This window comes from Pectobacterium parvum (assembly GCF_020971565.1).
Classification (GTDB): domain Bacteria; phylum Pseudomonadota; class Gammaproteobacteria; order Enterobacterales; family Enterobacteriaceae; genus Pectobacterium; species Pectobacterium polare.
Genome location: NZ_CP087392.1, coordinates 1,807,749 through 1,826,941 on the forward strand (window position 1 = coordinate 1,807,749; position 19,193 = coordinate 1,826,941).

Annotated in this window: 12 protein-coding genes and 2 pseudogenes; 9 read left to right on the forward strand and 5 right to left on the reverse strand. The window is 55.7% G+C overall.

Annotated elements, in window-relative coordinates:
• Positions 1 to 123 precede the first annotated feature (123 nt).
• Genes LOZ86_RS08085 through LOZ86_RS08095 form a run of 3 tightly spaced genes read left to right on the forward strand, consistent with a single transcriptional unit; the run spans position 124 to position 5,121 of the window.
• Positions 124 to 939 carry a MipA/OmpV family protein gene (locus tag LOZ86_RS08085; protein ID WP_230243056.1) on the forward strand — a complete coding sequence of 272 codons (816 nt, stop codon included), beginning with the start codon at positions 124 to 126 and terminating at the stop codon, positions 937 to 939.
• A gap of 22 nt (positions 940 to 961) precedes the next feature.
• Complete coding sequence (locus tag LOZ86_RS08090) at positions 962 to 2,044, forward strand: efflux RND transporter periplasmic adaptor subunit (protein WP_230243057.1); 1,083 nt, start codon at positions 962 to 964, stop codon at positions 2,042 to 2,044.
• Positions 2,044 to 5,121: an efflux RND transporter permease subunit gene (locus tag LOZ86_RS08095; RefSeq protein ID WP_111778739.1), complete on the forward strand. Its 3,078-nt coding sequence runs from the start codon at positions 2,044 to 2,046 to the stop codon at positions 5,119 to 5,121. Before LOZ86_RS08090 ends, LOZ86_RS08095 begins: the two co-directional genes overlap by 1 nt.
• A 58-nt stretch (positions 5,122 to 5,179) precedes the next feature.
• Here LOZ86_RS08095 and LOZ86_RS08100 read toward each other — a convergent pair whose 3' ends face one another.
• The 3 genes from LOZ86_RS08100 to LOZ86_RS08110 form a co-directional block, all read right to left on the reverse strand.
• On the reverse strand, positions 5,180 to 6,361 hold the full coding sequence (locus tag LOZ86_RS08100) for a mandelate racemase/muconate lactonizing enzyme family protein (protein ID WP_010278017.1): 1,182 nt from the start codon (positions 6,359 to 6,361) through the stop codon (positions 5,180 to 5,182).
• 108 nt (positions 6,362 to 6,469) lie between these two features.
• Positions 6,470 to 7,969, reverse strand: a complete 1,500-nt coding sequence (locus LOZ86_RS08105; protein ID WP_230243058.1) for a SulP family inorganic anion transporter — start codon at positions 7,967 to 7,969, stop codon at positions 6,470 to 6,472.
• Positions 7,970 to 8,087: 118 nt separating this feature from the next.
• Entirely contained in the window at positions 8,088 to 8,414 is a 327-nt protein-coding gene (locus tag LOZ86_RS08110; RefSeq protein WP_039484198.1) for an EthD family reductase, read from the reverse strand.
• A gap of 315 nt (positions 8,415 to 8,729) precedes the next feature.
• Between LOZ86_RS08110 and LOZ86_RS08115 the strand changes: the two genes are divergently transcribed.
• A complete protein-coding gene (locus LOZ86_RS08115; RefSeq protein ID WP_039484200.1) occupies positions 8,730 to 9,641 on the forward strand; it encodes a LysR family transcriptional regulator in 912 nt (303 codons plus the stop codon).
• On the opposite strand, the gene LOZ86_RS08120 is transcribed toward LOZ86_RS08115, so the two are convergent.
• Together LOZ86_RS08120 and LOZ86_RS08125 are read right to left on the reverse strand one after the other, a co-directional pair.
• Positions 9,642 to 10,760, reverse strand: coding sequence for an alkene reductase (locus LOZ86_RS08120; protein ID WP_111778736.1), 1,119 nt, complete (start codon positions 10,758 to 10,760; stop codon positions 9,642 to 9,644).
• Between the two features lie 338 nt (positions 10,761 to 11,098).
• Positions 11,099 to 12,577 (reverse strand): efflux transporter outer membrane subunit, encoded by a 1,479-nt coding sequence (locus LOZ86_RS08125; protein ID WP_039484154.1) that lies wholly within the window; start codon positions 12,575 to 12,577, stop codon positions 11,099 to 11,101.
• An 86-nt stretch (positions 12,578 to 12,663) separates the two neighbouring features.
• Between LOZ86_RS08125 and LOZ86_RS08130 the strand changes: the two genes are divergently transcribed.
• From LOZ86_RS08130 to LOZ86_RS08150, 5 genes and pseudogenes are all read left to right on the forward strand, one after another.
• Positions 12,664 to 13,278: a TetR/AcrR family transcriptional regulator gene (locus LOZ86_RS08130; RefSeq protein WP_039484156.1), complete on the forward strand. Its 615-nt coding sequence runs from the start codon at positions 12,664 to 12,666 to the stop codon at positions 13,276 to 13,278.
• A 76-nt stretch (positions 13,279 to 13,354) separates the two neighbouring features.
• The gene (locus tag LOZ86_RS08135; protein ID WP_039484157.1) at positions 13,355 to 14,464 is read left to right on the forward strand and encodes an efflux RND transporter periplasmic adaptor subunit; all 1,110 of its coding nucleotides are present in this window, start codon (positions 13,355 to 13,357) and stop codon (positions 14,462 to 14,464) included.
• Positions 14,461 to 17,550: an efflux RND transporter permease subunit gene (locus LOZ86_RS08140; RefSeq protein ID WP_039484159.1), complete on the forward strand. Its 3,090-nt coding sequence runs from the start codon at positions 14,461 to 14,463 to the stop codon at positions 17,548 to 17,550. Before LOZ86_RS08135 ends, LOZ86_RS08140 begins: the two co-directional genes overlap by 4 nt.
• A 115-nt stretch (positions 17,551 to 17,665) precedes the next feature.
• Positions 17,666 to 17,923, forward strand: a pseudogene (locus tag LOZ86_RS08145) (MFS transporter); the annotation flags it as partial.
• Positions 17,924 to 17,990: 67 nt separating this feature from the next.
• Positions 17,991 to 19,066, forward strand: a pseudogene (locus LOZ86_RS08150) (IS3 family transposase).
• The last annotated feature ends 127 nt before the right edge of the window (positions 19,067 to 19,193 follow it).

Genomic DNA, 19,193 nt, shown 5'->3' on the forward strand with positions numbered 1-19,193 from the left:
CACACAGCGTTTCTTGACTATGCATCAGCATAATCCGCCACGGTGCTGAAAAGCCAACACCAATCACGCTGCGCCTGTCGGGAAACGTCACGGTGCAAGATTACCGCGTAAAAGAGGGGATGTATGAACATAACAAAAATTATTTTATCCACCAGCTTGTCTGCTATCGCGCTATCTGGCGCGGCATTCGCCGCGGAGCCAGAAGTATCATTGCCCTCGCTCTTGGGTGACCACACGGATGTGACCGTGGGTGTCGCCGTCCTGAATGCACCGCGCTATTTGGGGAGCAAAAATCGTCAAACCACCGCGCTGCCTGTGCTGACTGTTCAGCGCGGCCCACTCTATTTCGATTCCACACGCGGCATCGGCTGGCAATACCAGTCTCCTTCCGGTTTTTATCTCGATCACGCCATCGGTTACGACATGGGAAGGGATGACAAAAACAGCCAGTGGCGTGCAGGTTCAAATCGATTGAAAGGGATGGGTAAGGTTAAAGGATCGGTAACAACCACCGTCACGGCGGGGTATCAGTTTGCGCCCTGGCTGGCGCTGGAGGTGAGTGGCGAATTTGCACTGAGTGAGCGTGCGCGCGGTAATCAGTATCGCGTCGGGGCAAAGAGTACCGTGTGGCAATCAGCAGCAAAGGATGATGTGCTGGCACTGTCGGCGGACATGCTGATAGGGGATGCACGCTTTAACCAAACCTATTACGGTGTGACGCCGCAGCAGAGCCGCCGTTCTGGCTTGGCCGCCTATCGTGCCGACAAAGGTGTCTATGGCTATGCGCTGGGGGCGAACTGGACGCATCAATTTAGCCCCGCGTGGTCAACTAACGTGGCGGTGACGTCAACCTGGCTCACCGATAAGGTGGCGGATAGTCAGGTTGTGGAACGACGCAATGATACTGGCGCCACGTTGGCCGTTCTGTATTCGTTCTGATGCTATTTGTTGAGAGGTTGTAATGATGGTTAGCCGTTTTGCCTTCTGTCTGCTGTCAGCCGTGTTCCTGAGCGGCTGCGACAGCGCTGATGATGCGCCCGTGCCGCCGCCTGTCAGGCCGGTGAAAACGCAGCTCGTCATGCCGGCGATGAATCGTGAACCTGTGTCGTTGACGGGAGAGATTCGTCCGCACGAAGAAACGGTTCTGGGTTTCCGTCTGGATGGACGCGTGCTTAATCGTTTGATGGATGTCGGTGCATCCGTGAAGCGCGGCGATGTGATTGCGACGCTCGACGCGCGCGACAGCGAAAACCAGTTGCGCAGCGCACAGGCGGATTTAGCCAGCGCAGCCTCGGCAGAACGGCTGGCGAAAAGCAATTTCTCCCGTATGAAGACGTTGGCACCGGGTGGGGCAATTGCGCGGGTACAGCTTGATGAAGCACAGGCAAATTGGGATGCCGCTGTTTCCCGCCGTGAAAGTGCACAGGCTACCGTCAAAGGCGCGCAGGAGCGCCTCAGCTATACGCAGCTCACGGCCGCGCAGGTTGGGGTGATCACGACGGTCAGCGTGAACCCCGGTCAGGTGGTCAGTGCCGGGCAGGAGGTGGTCCGGCTGGCTTCGCTTGACGGGCGCGATGCGGTGTTTGATGTGCCGGAGCGTCTGGTCAATCCGTCGCTGCCCTCGCGCGTTATCCGCGTTTCACTGCTGTCTGAACCGAGCGTTCAGGCAGAAGGGCGCGTACGCGATATCAGTCCGCAGGCCGATCCCGTTACGCGAACCTTCCGGATGAGAGTCACCTTAACCTCGCCACCGGCGGCGATGGTCTTGGGTGCCAGCGTGAATGGTGCAATACAGCAATCCGACACGGCTGTCATTGAACTCCCCGCGTCTGCGCTCACGCGTCAGGGGGACAAACCTGCGGTTTATGTCGTGAACGCAGAAGCCCACACCGTGCGTTTGCAACCGGTGACCATCGCGCGCTACAGCGACACGGCGATTTTCGTCGCCGAGGGGCTGAAACAAGGCGACCGCGTGGTGACCGCAGGCGTCAGTAAGCTGCGACCGGATGAAAAAATTCGGCTGGATGAAGAGGGGCGTCGCTAATGGCACAAGAACCGCAATCGGCCGCACGCTTTAATCTCTCCGCCTGGGCGCTGGCGCACCAGCAGTTTGTCGCGTTTATGATGCTGGTGATTATGGCGGCAGGCGTGATGAGCTATCAACGCTTGCCCCGTAACGAAGATCCGGCATTTACCATCAAATCTGCCGTGGTGTCTGCGGCCTGGCCGGGAGCCACGGTGAACGATACCGTGAATTTCGTCACCGATAAGCTGGAGAAAAAATTACAGGAAACGCCGTATCTCGATTACGTCGAGAGCTATACCCGCGCCGGGGAATCGGTGGTTTTCGTTAACCTGCGCGATGATACGCCGCCTTCCGCCGTACCGAATATCTGGTATACGGTGCGTAAGAAAATGACCGATATCGCCAGTTCGTTGCCTGATGGCGTCAGCCCACCGGCCGTGAATGACGAGTTTGATGATACGTTTGGCACCATCTACGGCTTCACCGCCGAGGGATTTTCACCACGGGAACTGCGCGACAAGGTTGACGATATTCGCTCTGTGTTACTGAGCGTGCCGGATGTCGGTAAGGTCGACATGCTGGGCGTGGAGGAAGAGCAGGTTGTGGTGACGTTCTCGCCCCGACGGTTGGCTGGGCTGGGGTTAGATCCGCAACAGGTGATTGATTCACTCAAGGCGCAGAATGCGGTCACGCCCGCCGGCATTATTCGCACCGATGATGAGAAGATCGCCGTGCGCGTCAGCGGGGCGTTTACCTCAGAGCAGAGCCTGCGACAGATTACCTTACGCATCGGTGGGAAATTTGTTCCTCTGACCGATATCGCCACCATTAGCCGTGAAACGGCGGAACCGCCGTCGCCGACGTTTCGGGTGAATGGCGAGAAAGCGATTGGGCTGGCAATCTCTATGGCACCTACCGGTAACATGCTCAATTTCGGTCAGGCCATTCGCGATAAAATGAACGTGATTGCGACGCAGTTGCCGCATGGGATTGACATGACGCGCGTGGCCGATCAATCAGAAGTGGTGAAAGGGGCGGTCGGCGGTTTTATCAAAGTGTTGCTGGAAGCCGTTGCCATTGTGTTAGCGGTCTCGTTCGTCTCTCTTGGCAGCCGTGCCGGATTGGTCGTTGCCGCGTCCATCCCGATTGTATTGGCGATGACCTTTATTGGCATGGAGATAACCGGTATTGGCTTACAGCGCATCTCACTCGGGGCGCTGATTATTTCGCTGGGTCTGCTGGTGGATGACGCCATGATTACGGTGGAAGCGATGGTGTCGCGGCTGGAAGAGGGCTGGGATCGCAAACGGGCGGCGGCCTGGGCGTATGAAAGCACAGCCTTCCCCATGCTGACGGGGACGCTGGTGATGATTGCCGGGTTTATTCCTGTCGGGTTTGCCTCATCAAGCGCGGGCGAATACTGCTTTTCGCTCTTTGTCGTGGTGCTGATCGCCTTGCTCAGTTCCTGGATCGTGGCAATTCTCTTTTCCCCGCTGCTCGGTGTCTGGCTATTGCCAAAAACGTTTCGTCACCAGCATAACGAACCGGGACGAGTGGGCCGTTTTTATCGCCAGTGGTTGCAACGGGCGTTGGCAAAGCGGGGAATAACGTTACTCATCGCGGTGATCTTGCTGGTTGTTGCCCTGTTTGGCGCTACCCGACTAGAGGGCGAGTTTTTTCCCGCGTCGGATAGGCCAGAACTGCTGGTCAGCCTGACGCTGCCTGCGAACGCCTCACAGACGGCGACGGAAGCGCAGGCAAAACGGCTGGAAGCCATTCTGAAAGATGACCCGGACGTTGACCATTTCTCCACCTATGTTGGGTCGGGGGCGGTGCGCTTTTATCTCCCGATGGATGTGTTGCTGAGTCACGAAAATATCGCGCAACTGGTGGTGGTGGCAAAAAGTCTGGAGGCGCGAGACGCGCTGGCAGCAAAACTGAATCAGGTGCTTGAGCGCGATTTCAATCACATTGTGACGCGGGTGTCTGCATTGGAATTGGGGCCGCCAGTGGGCTGGCCGCTTAAATATCGCGTCGCGGGACCGGATATTCATCGCGGCCGTGATATTGCCCAAGGGCTTGCCAGTCTGGTGGGAAGCCAGACCGATGTGCGCGAGGTCAACCTGACGGCGGGGGAGCCGGAACGTTCGGTGAACGTGGTGCTGAATCAGACCGAAGCGCGTGCAGTTGGCATTAGTTCGCAGGATGTGGCTAGCATGCTGGCGGCGATATTCTCCGGTTCAACGTTGACCTCGGTACGTGATGACAATCGACTGGTGGATGTGGTCGTTCGCGGTACGCCGCAGGAGCGCCGGGACGTTGCCACGATCGCGAATTTGCAAATCCCGATTGCAGATGGGCGTTCCGTCCCGCTGGGGCAGATTGCTACCGTGGCGTACGGCGTTGACGATCCGATTATCTGGCGACGTCAGCGTGAACCGTTCATTACGGTGCAAATGGATGTCGCACCGGGCGTGCGGGCGCCTGCGCTATCTGAAAAGCTGGCACCTGAGATTGAACGCTATCGTGCCGCGTTACCGGCTGGTTACCACATCACGGAAGGCGGCGTGGCGGCGGAGTCTGATAAAGGCAATGGCTCCGTATATGCGGTGTTGCCAGTGACGCTGTTAGTGATGCTGGTGCTGTTGATGATTCAGCTCCAGCGCATTTCTCGCATGGTATTGGCCTTCCTGACCGCACCGTTCGGCCTGATCGGCATTGTCGCCGCCATGCTGCCGACCGGCACGCCAATGGGGTTTGTGGCGCTGCTGGGGGCGATTGCACTGGCGGGAATGATTATTCGTAATGCCGTTATTCTGATTGGCGAGGTCGATCTGAATGTGAAAAACGGACAGCCTGCGACAGAGGCGATTGTGAATGCGGCCAGCCATCGTTCACGCCCAATTATACTGACGGCGCTGGCGGCGATTCTTGGCATGATCCCGATTGCGCATCAGGTGTTTTGGGGGCCGATGGCGTACGCGATTATCGGCGGATTGATGGTGGCGACGCTGCTGACCCTGTTGGCACTACCTGCCGCGTTAAGCCTGTTGATGCAGTGGGAAGGGCGGAAAGCGGTTAATCCTACGCAGTAGGTGAAATGACGACAGGTCGTGGCGCGACGCCTGGTCGCCACGACCTGTCGATACGCCGCTATTGATCGACGACGGAACCGTCAACGTGCAGTCGGGTTTTCAGGCCGCGACGGCGATAGGGGAAGCGGTTCTCCAGATCGTCCGCCAGTTCAATACCGATGCCGGACTGCGTCGGTATTTCCATAAAGCCATCCACGCATTTGAACGTGTTCTTCACCACGTCTTTCTTCCGCACGCCGTTCTCGACGCCCGTCGCACCAAATTTTTCCGACAGCGCCGGTTGGTCATCTCCCGGATACTCCAGCAGCGCAAAATTCGGGATGCTGACGGCGATCTGTAAACAGGCGGCGGTAGACACCGGGCTAAGCGGGTTATGCGGCACCACCATCAGATCATTGGCCTCTGCCAATGCGGCCACTTTTTTCGCACCGGTAATCCCGCCGCACATGCAAACGTCAGGACGCACATAGGCGACGGCGTTGCGGCGAATCAGCATCGCGAACTCCTGCGGGTTATTCAGGCGTTCACCGGTGGCGATAGGAATATTGATTTTGTCGGCCACTTCCGCCATCGAATCGAAGTTGTCTGCGCCGATCGGGTCTTCAATAAAATAGGGATAAAACGGCTCAATGCCGCGGGCGAACACCACGGCATCGGCGGGCTTCAGGCGGCGATGGACTTCAATACACAGGTCGACATCGTTACCGACCGCTTCCCGATAGAGGCCGATGCGCTCGATAGCTTCACCGATCTCTTTGGCGTGGGTGGTGAAATAAGGCGTATCGCGCGACTCATCCAGAAACGGTGTGAGATGACCAATTGCGGTAAAGCCGTCTGCTTTGGCTTTTTTCAGATTGGCGATGGTCTCTTCCGTGGTTCGTCCTCCCGCGTGGGCATAAACGCGCGCCTTGTCGCGGCAGCGGCCGCCCAGCAGGTTATAAACCGGCGTGTCGTAATATTTGCCCGCGATATCCCACAGGGCGATATCGATGGCGCTGATGGCACCCATGATCGCGGCACCACGAAAATGCCAGCAGCGATACATATACTGCCAGTGATGTTCGATGCGCAGCGGATCTTGCCCAATCAGGTACGTGCGCAATGCCTCAACGGCCCCTTTGGAGGCATCGAGAAAGCCCCAGGCACCGGATTCGCCAATGCCCGTCAGTCCCTCGTCAGTGGTGACCTCAACAAACATATAGCGGTTCGCGAGAATCACGCGCACGTCGGTAATTTTCATCAATCCTTTCCTTAAGTTAGCCTGCTTAGCATTGAGTCTAATCACAGAGGCGTGCGGGTTGTCAACGCTGGCGTCCGCGACGGTAGCCGTCTTCGAACGCCGGATGACTTAGAGATATCCTGACAGGCGCTGGTGGATTTTGGTGCTCTGGGTATCCAGCCCGACGATCGTGACCTTCGCATCGTAGCGATGATAGCGGGTTTCGATCGCGTCGAGTGCCGCCACGCTGGAGGCATCCCAGATTTGGGCGTGCGTCAGATCGATGGTGACGTTTTGCGGGTCTTGCGCATAAAGAAAGTGCTCGAAGAGATCGTTACTGCTGCCGAAGAAGAGCGGCCCGCGTACCGTGTAGTGCACCGACTGCCCGTCTTCGCTCACCTGACGCTCCGCGTGAATGACGTGCGCCACGCGGCGCGCAAACAGCAGGATGGCAAAGATCACGCCACCCGCCACGCCGATAGCCAGATTCCCCGTCGAGACAGTCGCGACAACCGTCACGATGACCACCAGCGTTTCCGACAGCGGCATCCGTTTCAGCGTGGTTGGGTGCAGGCTATGCCAGTTCATGGTTTTCAGTGCGACGATCATCATAATGCCCGCCAGCACCACCATCGGAATCTTCGCCATGATTTCGCTTAGTCCGGTCACCAGCAGCAACAGCACCAGCGCGGCAGCGAGGGTGGAAATGCGGGTACGTGCTTTGCCCAACTCCACGTTGACCACGGTCTGCCCGATCATTGCGCATCCGGCAATCCCACCATAGAACCCAGCGAAAATATTGGAAACGCCGAGTCCCCAGCATTCACGGCGCTTGCTGGACGGGGTGTCCGTGATGTCGTCGACCAGTTTGGCGGTTAACAGCGATTCCATCAGCCCGACGAAGGCGATACTCAGCGCGGTTGGCCAGATGATGTGCAGCGTTTCAAAATTGAACGGCACCAGCCACTGGGTGAAACTCGGCAATCCGGGTTGCATAGGGCCTGCATCGCCGACGTTAGGCACCGTGATGCCGGTAAACATGGCAATCGCGGTCACCGTCACAATGGCAACCAGCGGTGCGGGAATGCTTTTCACCACATAGGGCAGCAGCAAAACGATCGCCACCGTTAACGCAAACAGCAGCCAGACGAGCGAGGATTGCCCATAAATATGTGGCACCTGCGCGGCAAAAATCAGGATGCCCAGCGCGTTCACGAAACCGATCATCACCGAGCGCGGGATGTAGCGCATCATCCTCGCCAAGCCAGCCAGCCCAAACAGAATCTGGATGATCCCCGCCATAATTACCGCAGGCAGAATGTAGGCTACGCCGTGCGCGTGTACCAGCGGGCCGATCACCAGCGCCACGGCACCCGCTGCGGCGGTCACCATCGCTGGTCTGCCGCCGAGAAAGGACATGGTGAAGCACAGTACGATGGAGGCGAACAGGCTGACTTTGGGATCAACCCCCGCGATGATGGAAAAGGAAATCACCTCTGGGATAAGCGCCAGCGCGGTGATGGTGCCCGCCAAAACCTCGCGCATCAGCAGCGAGGGCGAGCGTAGTACAGCAAGCGTTGACGTGGCAGAAGGCGCTGACGTCGGCGTGGCGTCGGGTGATGAAATCATAGGTGCAGGCTCTTACTTTTTCTTATTTATCGGTCGATGACGAAAGGCGGAAGAGGATAAATTATCGGCAGGATAAAAGATACTGTCCGTCATCGGCAGACAAGGAAAACCAGAGCTTCTAGCGCTTTCTTATTTCCGTGATGTACGTGACGGCAACGTGGTCAGCAAAATGGGGAACATCCTCAAACGCTGCTTTACCCGTTGGTGAGTTGAAGGCTGTCATCGCGTCTTCGATGGAGTCAAACCACAGTTCAGAGAAGCCATCCACCGGCGAGTCTGGGTACTTTTCCCGATCGATAGGATTCAGAACGTATCCCTTTAAGCCGGGTAGGCGCAGGGCGATTTCGGTATGCACCTCATTCCAGTGCTTCACAAACTCGTCAAAGCTCTGACCCTGCTTACGAGTAATAAAACCCACGTGTTTAAAACCTGTTACTGCTGCCATAACGTTCTCCGGTGTCGATGCCTTCTGGGTTATTCCCGCGATAACTGAGGCTGTCGAGCCTTTCATCGTTGCCGTTGCCTCACGGTTTTTTGCTTTGAGGCATCGCGGTAAATTCGGGCATCACTATGATTGTTTTTTATTTCATGATAAACCGGCTTCCATTCGCCTCTTTGTAGACATAAATTCAACAATCACAGTGGGAAGTAAACGGTATCGTGATGCGGAATGCAGTCTGGAGCCCGCGACGCTAACTGGACGTTATCTTTCAAATCAGGCATGCAGGCCGAGCCTGATACGTTTAATGGACAATTGAGTATGCGTACAACCGATCATCTGGGCGGCATCAACGCCTTTGTTACCACGGCACAGCAGGGTAGCTTTACCGCTGCGGCCGAGCGGCTGGGCCTGACGAAATCTGCGGTGGGGAAGAGTGTCGGCCGTCTTGAGGAGCGGCTCGGGTTAAAGCTGTTTCAGCGATCTACGCGTCGCCTCAGCCTCACGCCGGATGGTGAGCGCTTTCTGATCAGCTGTCAGAGCGCCATGGATATTCTTGAGCAGGCAGAAGCCGAACTGACGTCTCACATCTGTCAGCCTGCGGGGCGGCTCAGGGTGGATTTGCCCGCGGCATTCGGCAGGCAGCGCATTCTTCCGGTTCTGCTGAACATCACCCGCAGCTACCCTGAATTGGCGTTAACCGTGACCTTCAGCGAACGGTTTGTTGACCCGATTGAAGACGGGATTGATCTTGTCATTCGCATCGGTGAACTGGCCGACAGCAGTGGTCTGGTGGCGAGGCGGCTGACAACCCAGAAGCTGGTTATTTGCGCTGCACCGGACTACCTGCGTCATCGCGGTGAACCGATATCGGTGGATGAATTGAGTCAACATCACTGTGTGGTGGGGTTTCGCCGGAATCAGCCTATCACCTGGCTTCTGAAGGACGATAACGGGCAGACAACGCGTTATACACCACCGGTAACACATGAGTTTGCTGACGGTGACGCGATGCTGGCCGCCACGCTCGCTGGGTGTGGCCTGTCTCAACTGCCACGGTGGTTGGTCGGTCAATACCTTGAACGTGGCGAGTTGAAAGAGGTGCTTGCCCACCACGCTGGTGGTGAAATGCCGATCAGCGCGCTATGGCCTAAAAGCCGCCAACTGCTGCCCAAGATACGTCACGTGGTGGATACGCTGATTAAGGCGGCAGAAGACGGCCAGTTAGACTGATTACTTTTTGTCGTCGGCTGCGTCCGAATAGAACGGGTAATCGGTATACCCTTCCTCCGTGCCGCCGTACATGGTGGCCCGATTGACGTCATTCAACTGCCAGTCGTGTGCCATGCGCTCGGCAAGGTCAGGGTTGGCAATATACGGCTGACCAAAGGCAATCAGATCAGCTTTTCCTTCTTGCAGATAGGCTTCAGCGCTTTGTTTATCGAACCCGCCAGCGATAACCAGCGTGCCGTCATAGGTTGCCCGGAATTTCTCGACGAACCCGTCAGGAATAGCCTGTTGGCCGAGCGTTTTCTGATCGCTGAGATGGACATACGCGAGCGCACGTTCACCGAGTTTGTTTGCCAACTGTAGCCATGTTTCCTCTTCACCCTCAAAGGCGTGCATATCGAAGAGGCGTCCGAAGGGAGCCAGCCGGATTCCTGTTTTTTCTGAGCCGATAGCGCGTGACACCGCATCGGTCACTTCCAGCACGAAGCGCAGGCGGTTCTCAATAGATGCGCCGCCGTATTCATCATCACGGGTATTCAGTCCGCCATTGATGAACTGTTCCAGCAGATAGCCATTGGCCGCATGAATTTCAATGCCGTCAAACCCTGCACGGATGGCATTCTCTGCTGCGGTAACGTAATCCTGTACCACGGATGCAATCTCCGCCGCTGTCAGCGCACGGGGAGTTGTGACCGGCATGGGGCCGGGCTGACCGTTTTCATCCCAGGCGTAGCAGGTTGAATGCTGTGCTCTGACGGCAACGGAACTGACCGGCGCATTTCCATCATTCTGCAAACTGGTATGAGAAATGCGGCCGACGTGCCAGAGCTGAATGAAGATTTTTCCATTGCGCTCGTGAACGGCTCGCGTCGTTTTTTCCCAGCCTTTTACCTGCGCGTCGTTATAAATGCCCGGCGTAAAAAGATAGCCCTGACCCTGAACGGAGATCTGCGCGCCTTCGGTAATAATCAGCCCGGCGGAGGCGCGCTGTTGGTAATACGTCGCCGTCAGTTCGTCAGCGGTGTCGCCCTGGCGTGCACGAGATCGGGTCATCGGTGCCATTGCAATACGGTTAGTGAGTGCCGTATCGCCGACGATGAATGAGGTAAATAATTTGTCCATGTTTCGGTCCTTTTATTAAGTACCGACCATGATGGGGAAAGGAGAGTGAGGAGGGAACACCTGTCTGTTCCGAACAGATGTTCCATAAATTCTACGTTGCTACTACATCGGCCAGTTAGCGAGATGACAGAAATGGAGCGTTAGCGGATATTAGCTTATGGCTTTTATCGATAACCTCGGCCTTTGACCATAGTCAGGCAGGGTCGGCCAGCCTGAAGAACCTCGCCAAATCCGCTTGAAGTCCCCGTGATAAGCACCCATGCATTGTTTTTTGCTGTCATGTTAATCACTCCAGTAATTGTACAGGTGCCAGTTTGTGGCTGTGTTGGGTGAGCATTTTATGGTGCTTTCGCTGTGGTTTCTGGAGGCTGCCAACCACCGCCGAGCGCCTTGAATGTGGCGACGGCCGCTCGTGCCGATTCGGTTTGCGCCTGAGCTCTGGCATCGGAGGTTTGTAGCAGGGTTTCATCGGCGCGAAGGACGTCAATCAGGCTGCTTGTTCCTTTCTGGTAGGCGATGAAAGACGACTGCCGTGCGCTGGCTAACGCGGTCTCACCGGCGGTTAACGTTGCGGCCTGCGTCTCGCGATTAACTAAAGCCGAGAAGGCGTTCTCAACATCTTCGGTTGCACGAAGTACCGACAGGCGGTAAGCCGCCAGCGCTTCGGCTTCCTGTCCCTTCGCCTGATCGATCTGGGCGTTAATCCGGCCGAAGTCGAAGAGTCGCCAGCGCAGTCCCAACACGCCCGCCGATTGGCTGGCACCGTTGGAGAACAGATTGCCGCTTGACACCGATGTTGCGCTGCCGAGTAAGGCGCTGAGCGAGAATTTAGGATAGTACTCGCTGATGGCTACCCCGATGCGGGCGTTGGACGCCGCGAGATGGCGTTCGGCCACGATAATATCGGGTCTGCGGCGCAGCAGGTCGGCGGGTGTCCCTGTCCCTGTCGCTATGAGCGCCGGAGGCTGTGGAATGGCCTGTGAGGTGGACAGCTGGGCTCGATGGGTGCCGGGAGGTGTGCCGAGCATAACGTCTAATGCGTTCATCGCGGCATCAAGCCCTGTCTGGAGAACCGGCACGGTGGCCTGAACCTGCGCCAATTCCCCTTCGGTCTGGCGTACCTGATACTCGGGAGCCAGTCCTTTGCTGTGAAGTAACTGTACTTTATCCAACAGTTCTTGCTGCGTATTGACCTGTCTAGTGGCGATCGCCAGACGCGTTTGTAAGCCGCGTAGGGTGATATAGATATCGGCAGTCTGAGCGGCGACGGCCAGACGTGTGGCCGCGACGCCTGCTTCCGAAGCCTGATAGTCAGCCAGTGCCGCCTGACGGCCGCGTCTCAGGCCACCGAATACATCAAGCTCCCAACTGGCGTTAAGGTCAGCTTCATAGGCATTGCCGTAGCGATTATAGCCAGGAACCGCGTTAAGCAATCGGCCTTGCGACGTTTCAATCGACTGATAGGCGCGGGCACCTTGTCCGCTGATGTTGCCCGATGGCAGCAGCGCCGCTGTTGCTGCGCCAAGCCCAGCTTGTGCCTGACTCATACGTGCGGACGCCTGGGCTAAATCAAGATTCTGTGCGAGCGCACTTGAAACTAACTCGCTCAGTAAGGGATCATTGAAGCTTTCCCACCAGACCGCCACGTCGGCAGCCTGGGTCGCGTTCCCTGCCTTTGTGACAGATCGTTCTGCGGCGGATTGCGTTTGATAACGTGCCGATAGCGGCGCATCTGGGCGGTGATAATCCGGCCCAACGGTGCAACCTGCCATTAAGCTCGTGGTCACCACCAAGGAAAGGGTACGGAGGGATAACATAGGAATTCCTTGAGTCAAAAAGTTGTGACCATATTACGCATTGGTCACTCGTTGTCAATCAGCGCTCGGTGAGCTAAGCTTGAGTAATGACTAAACACATGAATACACAGTCCCCACGCGGGCCGTCGGATCACAGCGTTCGAGATCAGGTTGTTGAAGCGGCGACTGAGCACTTCGGACACTTTGGATATGAGAAGACTACCGTGTCCGATCTGGCCAAAGCGATTGGTTTTTCTAAGGCCTACATCTACAAGTTTTTTGATTCCAAACAGGCCATCGGTGAGATGATTTGTACTAATCGACTGGCAATGATTATGGATATTGTCAACGCGGCGATGGTGGATGCACCAACGGCTTCAGAAAAGCTGAGACGCCTGTATAAGGCCTTGATAGACGCAGGCAGGGATTTATTTTTTCACGATCGCAAGCTTTATGAGATCGCCGCGGTATCCTCGCGCGAACGCTGGCCTTCAGCCGTTGCTTATGAAGAAAAACTACGTCAGCTTGTTCAGCAAATTCTTCTTGAGGGGCGACAGTCCGGGGAATTTGAGCGCAAGACGCCGCTGGATGAGGCGGCAGATGCTATCTATCTGGTCATGCGTCCTTATGCTTGCCCTATTCAACTGCAATACAACCTGGATTCGTCAGCGTCCGCTGCGGTGTTATTACCGTCGTTAATATTGCGTAGTCTGGCACCTTAAAAATAGTGACCATTGACAATATTAGTCACTAGCTGGAGAATGCGGTTTCTGTCCTGCTCATTTAAGAAGGGAACCCATGCTTCGGCTCAAATCCACCACTCTTGCTGTTTGCCTGTTGCCTCTCGCCCTAGTGGCTTGTGGCGACGCTTCCGATGTCGACGATCCACGCAATCAGCCTCCTATGGTGAGAGCGGCTACCGTGGTGAATGCTGTTGACGCTTCTCGCGCCTTCACCGGTGTTGTTGTCGCACGAGTTCAAAGCGACTTGGGTTTTCGGGTGCAAGGCAAAATCCTTGAGCGTCTGGTTGATACCGGCCAGACCGTGAAACGCGGCCAGCCTTTGATGCGTCTGGACCCTATCGATCTCAGCTTACAGGCACAAGCCCAGCAGCAGGCTGTTGCCGCGGCCCGGGCCCGTGCCAGACAGGCTACCGATGATGAAGCTCGCTATCGTGGTCTGGTTGCCGCAGGTGCGGTATCCGCTTCGGCTTACGATCAGATCAAGGCGGCGGCTGAGACGGCGAAAGCGGAACTGAGCGCCGCGCAGGCTCAGGCTGATGTAGCACGCAATGCGACGGAGTATGCCGTGTTGCTGGCCGATGCCGACGGCGTGGTAATGAATACACTGGCTGAACCCGGTCAAGTGGTGAGTGCAGGACAAGCTGTTGTTCGGCTGGCGCGCGCGGGGCAGCGGGAAGCCATCGTACAACTGCCCGAAACGCTACGCCCCGCGGTTGGAAGCGAAGCGCAGGCAATGCGCTATGGTGCCGGAGAACAGCGTGTTCCAGCGAAACTGCGGTTGCTCTCCGATGCAGCCGATCCGTTGACGCGCACCTTCGAAGCGAGGTATGTGCTTGAAGGTGAACTGGCGAGTGCACCGCTCGGATCCACCGTTACGCTCCACATTGCGCAAGATGACGTATCCCGCCAGATGCTACAGGTGCCTTTAGCGGCAATCTATGACCCGGGGAAAGGGCCGGGTGTCTGGCGTATTTCAGGCGATCCCGCCAAAGTATCATGGCAACCCGTTCAGATGTCTGGCCTTAGCGACGATAGGGCAAAGGTGACCGGGAATCTCAAACCAGGAGAGCAGGTTGTTGCCTTGGGGACGCATTTGCTGCATGACGGCGAGGCGGTCCGAGTGATTGAACAGCGCGATGCCAGCGTCGCTGGGAGTCAGCCATGAGCGAGGGAAGATTCAATCTTTCGGCGCTTGCTGTCCGTGAGCGCTCCATCACGCTGTTTCTTATTATCCTGATTACCGTCGCTGGCATTCTCTCGTTCTTTGAACTGGGGCGGGCAGAAGATCCACCGTTTACGGTCAAGCAGATGACTATTGTTTCTGTCTGGCCGGGGGCGACCGCTCAGGAAATGCAGGATCAGGTGGCCGAACCGTTAGAAAAGCGCATGCAGGAGCTCAAGTGGTACGACCGCTCAGAAACCTACACGCGACCGGGACTCTCCTTCACCATGCTGTCGCTGCTCGATAGTACGCCGCCTTCACAGGTACAGGAGGAGTTCTATCAGGCGCGTAAAAAGCTCAGCGATGAAGCCAGGAACCTGCCGGCAGGCGTGATTGGGCCGATGGTTAATGACGAATTCTCCGATGTGACCTTTGCGCTCTTTGCGCTGAAGGCGAAAGGCGAGCCGCAGCGTCTACTGGTCCGTGATGCCGAATCGTTGCGTCAGCGTCTCTTGCATGTGCCGGGAGTGAAGAAGGTCAATATCATCGGGGAACAGGCTGAACGCATTTTTGTGTCGTTCTCACACGACCGGCTGGCGACGCTGGGTATTGCTCCTCAGGACATTTTCTCCGCGCTGAATAGCCAGAACGAACTGACGCCTGCCGGCTCGATTAATACGAGCGGGCCGCAGGTCTTTATTCGTCTGGATGGCGCTTTTGACAAGTTGGACAAGATCCGTAAAACGCCGATTGTTGTACAGGGTAGGACGTTACAGCTTTCAGACGTAGCAACCGTTGAGCGTGGCTATGAAGACCCTGCGACCTTTCTGGTTCGCAATCAGGGAGAACCGGCGCTGTTGCTGGGCATTGTGATGCGTGAAGGATGGAATGGCCTGGATTTGGGGAAGGCACTGGATGCTGAGACGACCAAAATCAATGAAGGCATGCCGCTTGGCATGACGTTGACGAAAGTCACCGATCAGTCGGTGAATATCAGCTCCTCTGTCGACGAATTCATGATCAAATTCTTCGTCGCGTTGCTTGTCGTGCTCGTCGTTTGCTTTATAAGTATGGGCTGGCGCGTGGGGGTTGTCGTTGCTGCCGCGGTGCCGTTGACGCTGGCTATCGTTTTTGTGGTGATGGAAGCATCCGGTAAAAACTTTGACCGAATTACGTTGGGCTCTCTCATTCTGGCACTGGGTTTGCTGGTTGATGATGCGATTATCGCCATCGAGATGATGGTGGTGAAAATGGAGGAGGGCTACAGCCGTGTCAAAGCCTCCGCCTATGCCTGGAGCCACACGGCTGCCCCGATGCTTGCTGGTACGCTGGTCACCGCGGTGGGGTTTATGCCTAACGGTTTCGCGCAATCCACCGCCGGTGAGTACACCAGCAACATGTTCTGGATCGTCGGCATTGCCCTGATTGCCTCCTGGGTCGTTGCGGTGGTCTTCACGCCTTATTTGGGTGTAAAAATGCTGCCGGAAATCAAAACCGTAGAGGGGGGACACGCCGCCATCTACAACACCCGCCATTACAACCAATTTCGCCGTTTACTGACGCGTGTTATCTCGCGGAAATGGATCGTGGCAGGTACCGTGGTGGCTGCCTTTACCGTAGCGATCTTAGGTATGGCGCTGGTTAAAAAACAATTCTTTCCGACCTCCGATCGTCCTGAAGTGCTGGTAGAAGTGCAGATGCCCTATGGGACTTCCATTGAGCAGACCAGCGCGGCAACGGCGAAGGTAGAGGACTGGCTGAAGAAGCAGGAAGAGGCAAAAATTGTTACGTCTTACACTGGGCAAGGTTCACCGCGCTTTTTTCTGGCTATGTCGCCAGAGCTGCCTGATCCGTCGTTTGCAAAAATTGTCGTGCTGACGGACAGCCAAGAAGCGCGTGAGGTGCTCAAGTTTCGGCTTCGTGAAGCGGCGGCCAATGGCCTGGCACCGGAAGCGCTTGTTCGGGTGACTCAACTAGTGTTTGGCCCCAATTCACCTTATCCGGTGGCCTACCGCGTTATGGGGCCGGATCCGACCACGCTGCGTGAGATTGCAGACAAAGTGAAAACGGTGATGCTGGCAAATCCCATGATGAGGACCGTCAATACCGACTGGGGGCCGCAGGTGCCGACGCTGCATTTCACGCTCGATCAGGATCGTTTGCAGGCGGTGGGATTGACATCGAATGCGGTCGCGCAGCAACTTCAGTTCCTGCTCTCGGGAGTTCCGATCACGTCGGTGCGTGAAGACATTCGGTCGGTGCAGGTCATGGGACGTGCTGCTGGTGATATCCGGCTTGATCCAGCAAAAATAGCGGGCTTCACGCTCGTGGGATCTGCTGGGCAGCGTATTCCTCTGTCACAGATAGGGGAGGTCGACGTGAAGATGGAAGATCCTATCCTGCGCCGCCGCGATCGCACACCGATCATTACTGTACGGGGTGATATCGCCGAAAACCTGCAACCGCCGGATGTCTCTATGGCGATCCTGAAACAGCTACAGCCCATCATCGATACACTTCCGGCCGGATACCGTATTGAACAGGCTGGCCCGATTGAAGAATCAGGAAAAGCCACTCAGGCGATGGCACCACTGTTTCCTATCATGATTGCTATTACGCTACTGATCATCATCCTACAGGTGCGGTCAATGTCGGCAATGGTGATGGTGTTTCTCACTTCACCGCTGGGGCTGATTGGCGTGGTGCCAACGCTGCTGCTCTTCAACCAGCCGTTTGGTATCAATGCGCTTGTGGGGTTGATTGCGCTATCCGGTATCCTGATGCGTAATACTTTGATTCTTATAGGGCAGATCCATCACAACGAGCAGGAAGGACTCTCGCCATTCGATGCGGTGGTGGAGGCGACGGTACAGCGAGCCCGACCCGTGTTGCTGACCGCGCTGGCCGCCATTTTGGCGTTCATCCCGCTTACTCATTCTATTTTCTGGGGCACGCTGGCATACACGCTGATTGGCGGGACGTTTGGCGGCACCATCATCACGCTGGTGTTTCTGCCTGCGATGTACGCTATCTGGTTCAAGATACGTCCAGAGAATGAGAAGCACGTCGATAAACTCGCCGCGGTGTAAGCCGCCATTCATATGAAACGCTCGTCACACAGGGGGGCGAGCGTTATCCAGTCTGCTGCGTGGCACATATTTCCACGCCGTCATTGTCATTAAAATCACCATGAGCACTGTCATTATGGCGAAAGCGCATTCCTTCGAAAGCCCGCAATTGACCGGAAAAATTGTCGCGTTATTGGCTGGCCTTTCGGCTATTAGCATACTGTCTACCAATATCATTCTTCCTGCATTTCCCGATATTGGCGAGCAGCTTGGGGCGTCGGCACGTGAACTGGGTTTGACGCTTTCCAGCTTTTTTATCACTTTCTCGTTAGCTCAACTGGTCGTCGGACCGTTGTCGGACCGCTATGGACGCAAGAAACTGGTATTGGGCGGTAATCCCCCCGAAAAAGCGGTGTGTTTATAAGTAGAATTTTCTCGTAATCTGAACCGGGGAGATCTCTATGAAAAAATCACGTTTTACTGACAGCCAGATCATGTCCATCCTGAAGTAAGCCGAGGCCGGAACACCTGTGGCCGAACTGTGCCGCGAGCATGGTATGAGCAATGCCAGTTTCTATAAGTGGCGTTCTCGCTTTGGCGGTATGGACGCCTCCATGATGACCCGTCTGAAAGAACTGGAAGACGAAAACCGTCGCCTCAAAAAAATGTATGCTGAAGAACGGCTCAAAGCCGAAATCATTCAGGAGGCCATGGCAAAAAAGTGGTGATGCCATCGTGTCGAAAGCAGATGGCACAGGACGCGGTCAGAAACCGAAACGTCACCTGCCAGTTGTTTGTTGTCAGCGAAAGCTGTTATCGCTATCAGCCTCATCTGAATGAAGAAAATGACCTCATTGCTGACTGGCTGCTCCGCATCACTGACAGTCAGCGTAACTGGGGATTTGGTCTGTATTTTTTGTACCTGCGTAATGTCAAAGGCTTCAGGTTCAACCACAAAAGGGTGTACCGGATTTATTGCGAGTTGTCGCTGAACATGCGAATCAAGCCGAAAAAACGACTGAAACGGGATAAACCTGAACCGCTGGCGGTGCCTGAAAACAGAAACGAATGCTGGTCGATGGACGTCATACATGATCAGCTATCGGATGGTCGTTCAGTCCGTTTGCTGAATGTTATTGATGACTTTAATCGTGAAGCACTGGCAATTGAGGTGGATTTTTCCCTGCCCGCCAGTCGGGTAATCAGAACGCTGGAACAACGTATTGAGTGGAAAGGAAAACTGACGGCAATACGGTGTGATAACGGGCCAGAATATACGGGGAAGATGCTGATGTCGTGGGCGGTTCATCAGAATATAACCCTTCGTTTTATTCAGCCCGGCAAACCTCAGCAGAATGCCTATATTGAACGATATAACCGGACGGTGCGTTATGACTGGCTGGGGCAATACCTATTTACATCACTGGATGAATTGCAGAATTATGCCACTCAGTGGCAATGGTTTTATAATAACGAACGTCCAAATATGGCGTTGAATGGCTACACACCGATGCAGCATATTCAACGCATAACCTGATTCTACTTATCACCTCCGCTAAAAATGGGGGGATTACCGTAACAGACGCAATTTTAGCCCAGAGTTTCGCCTCGAAGTGTTGGTATAAGGAAAATCTAACCGGAACTACCAAGAAATCTACCAACAA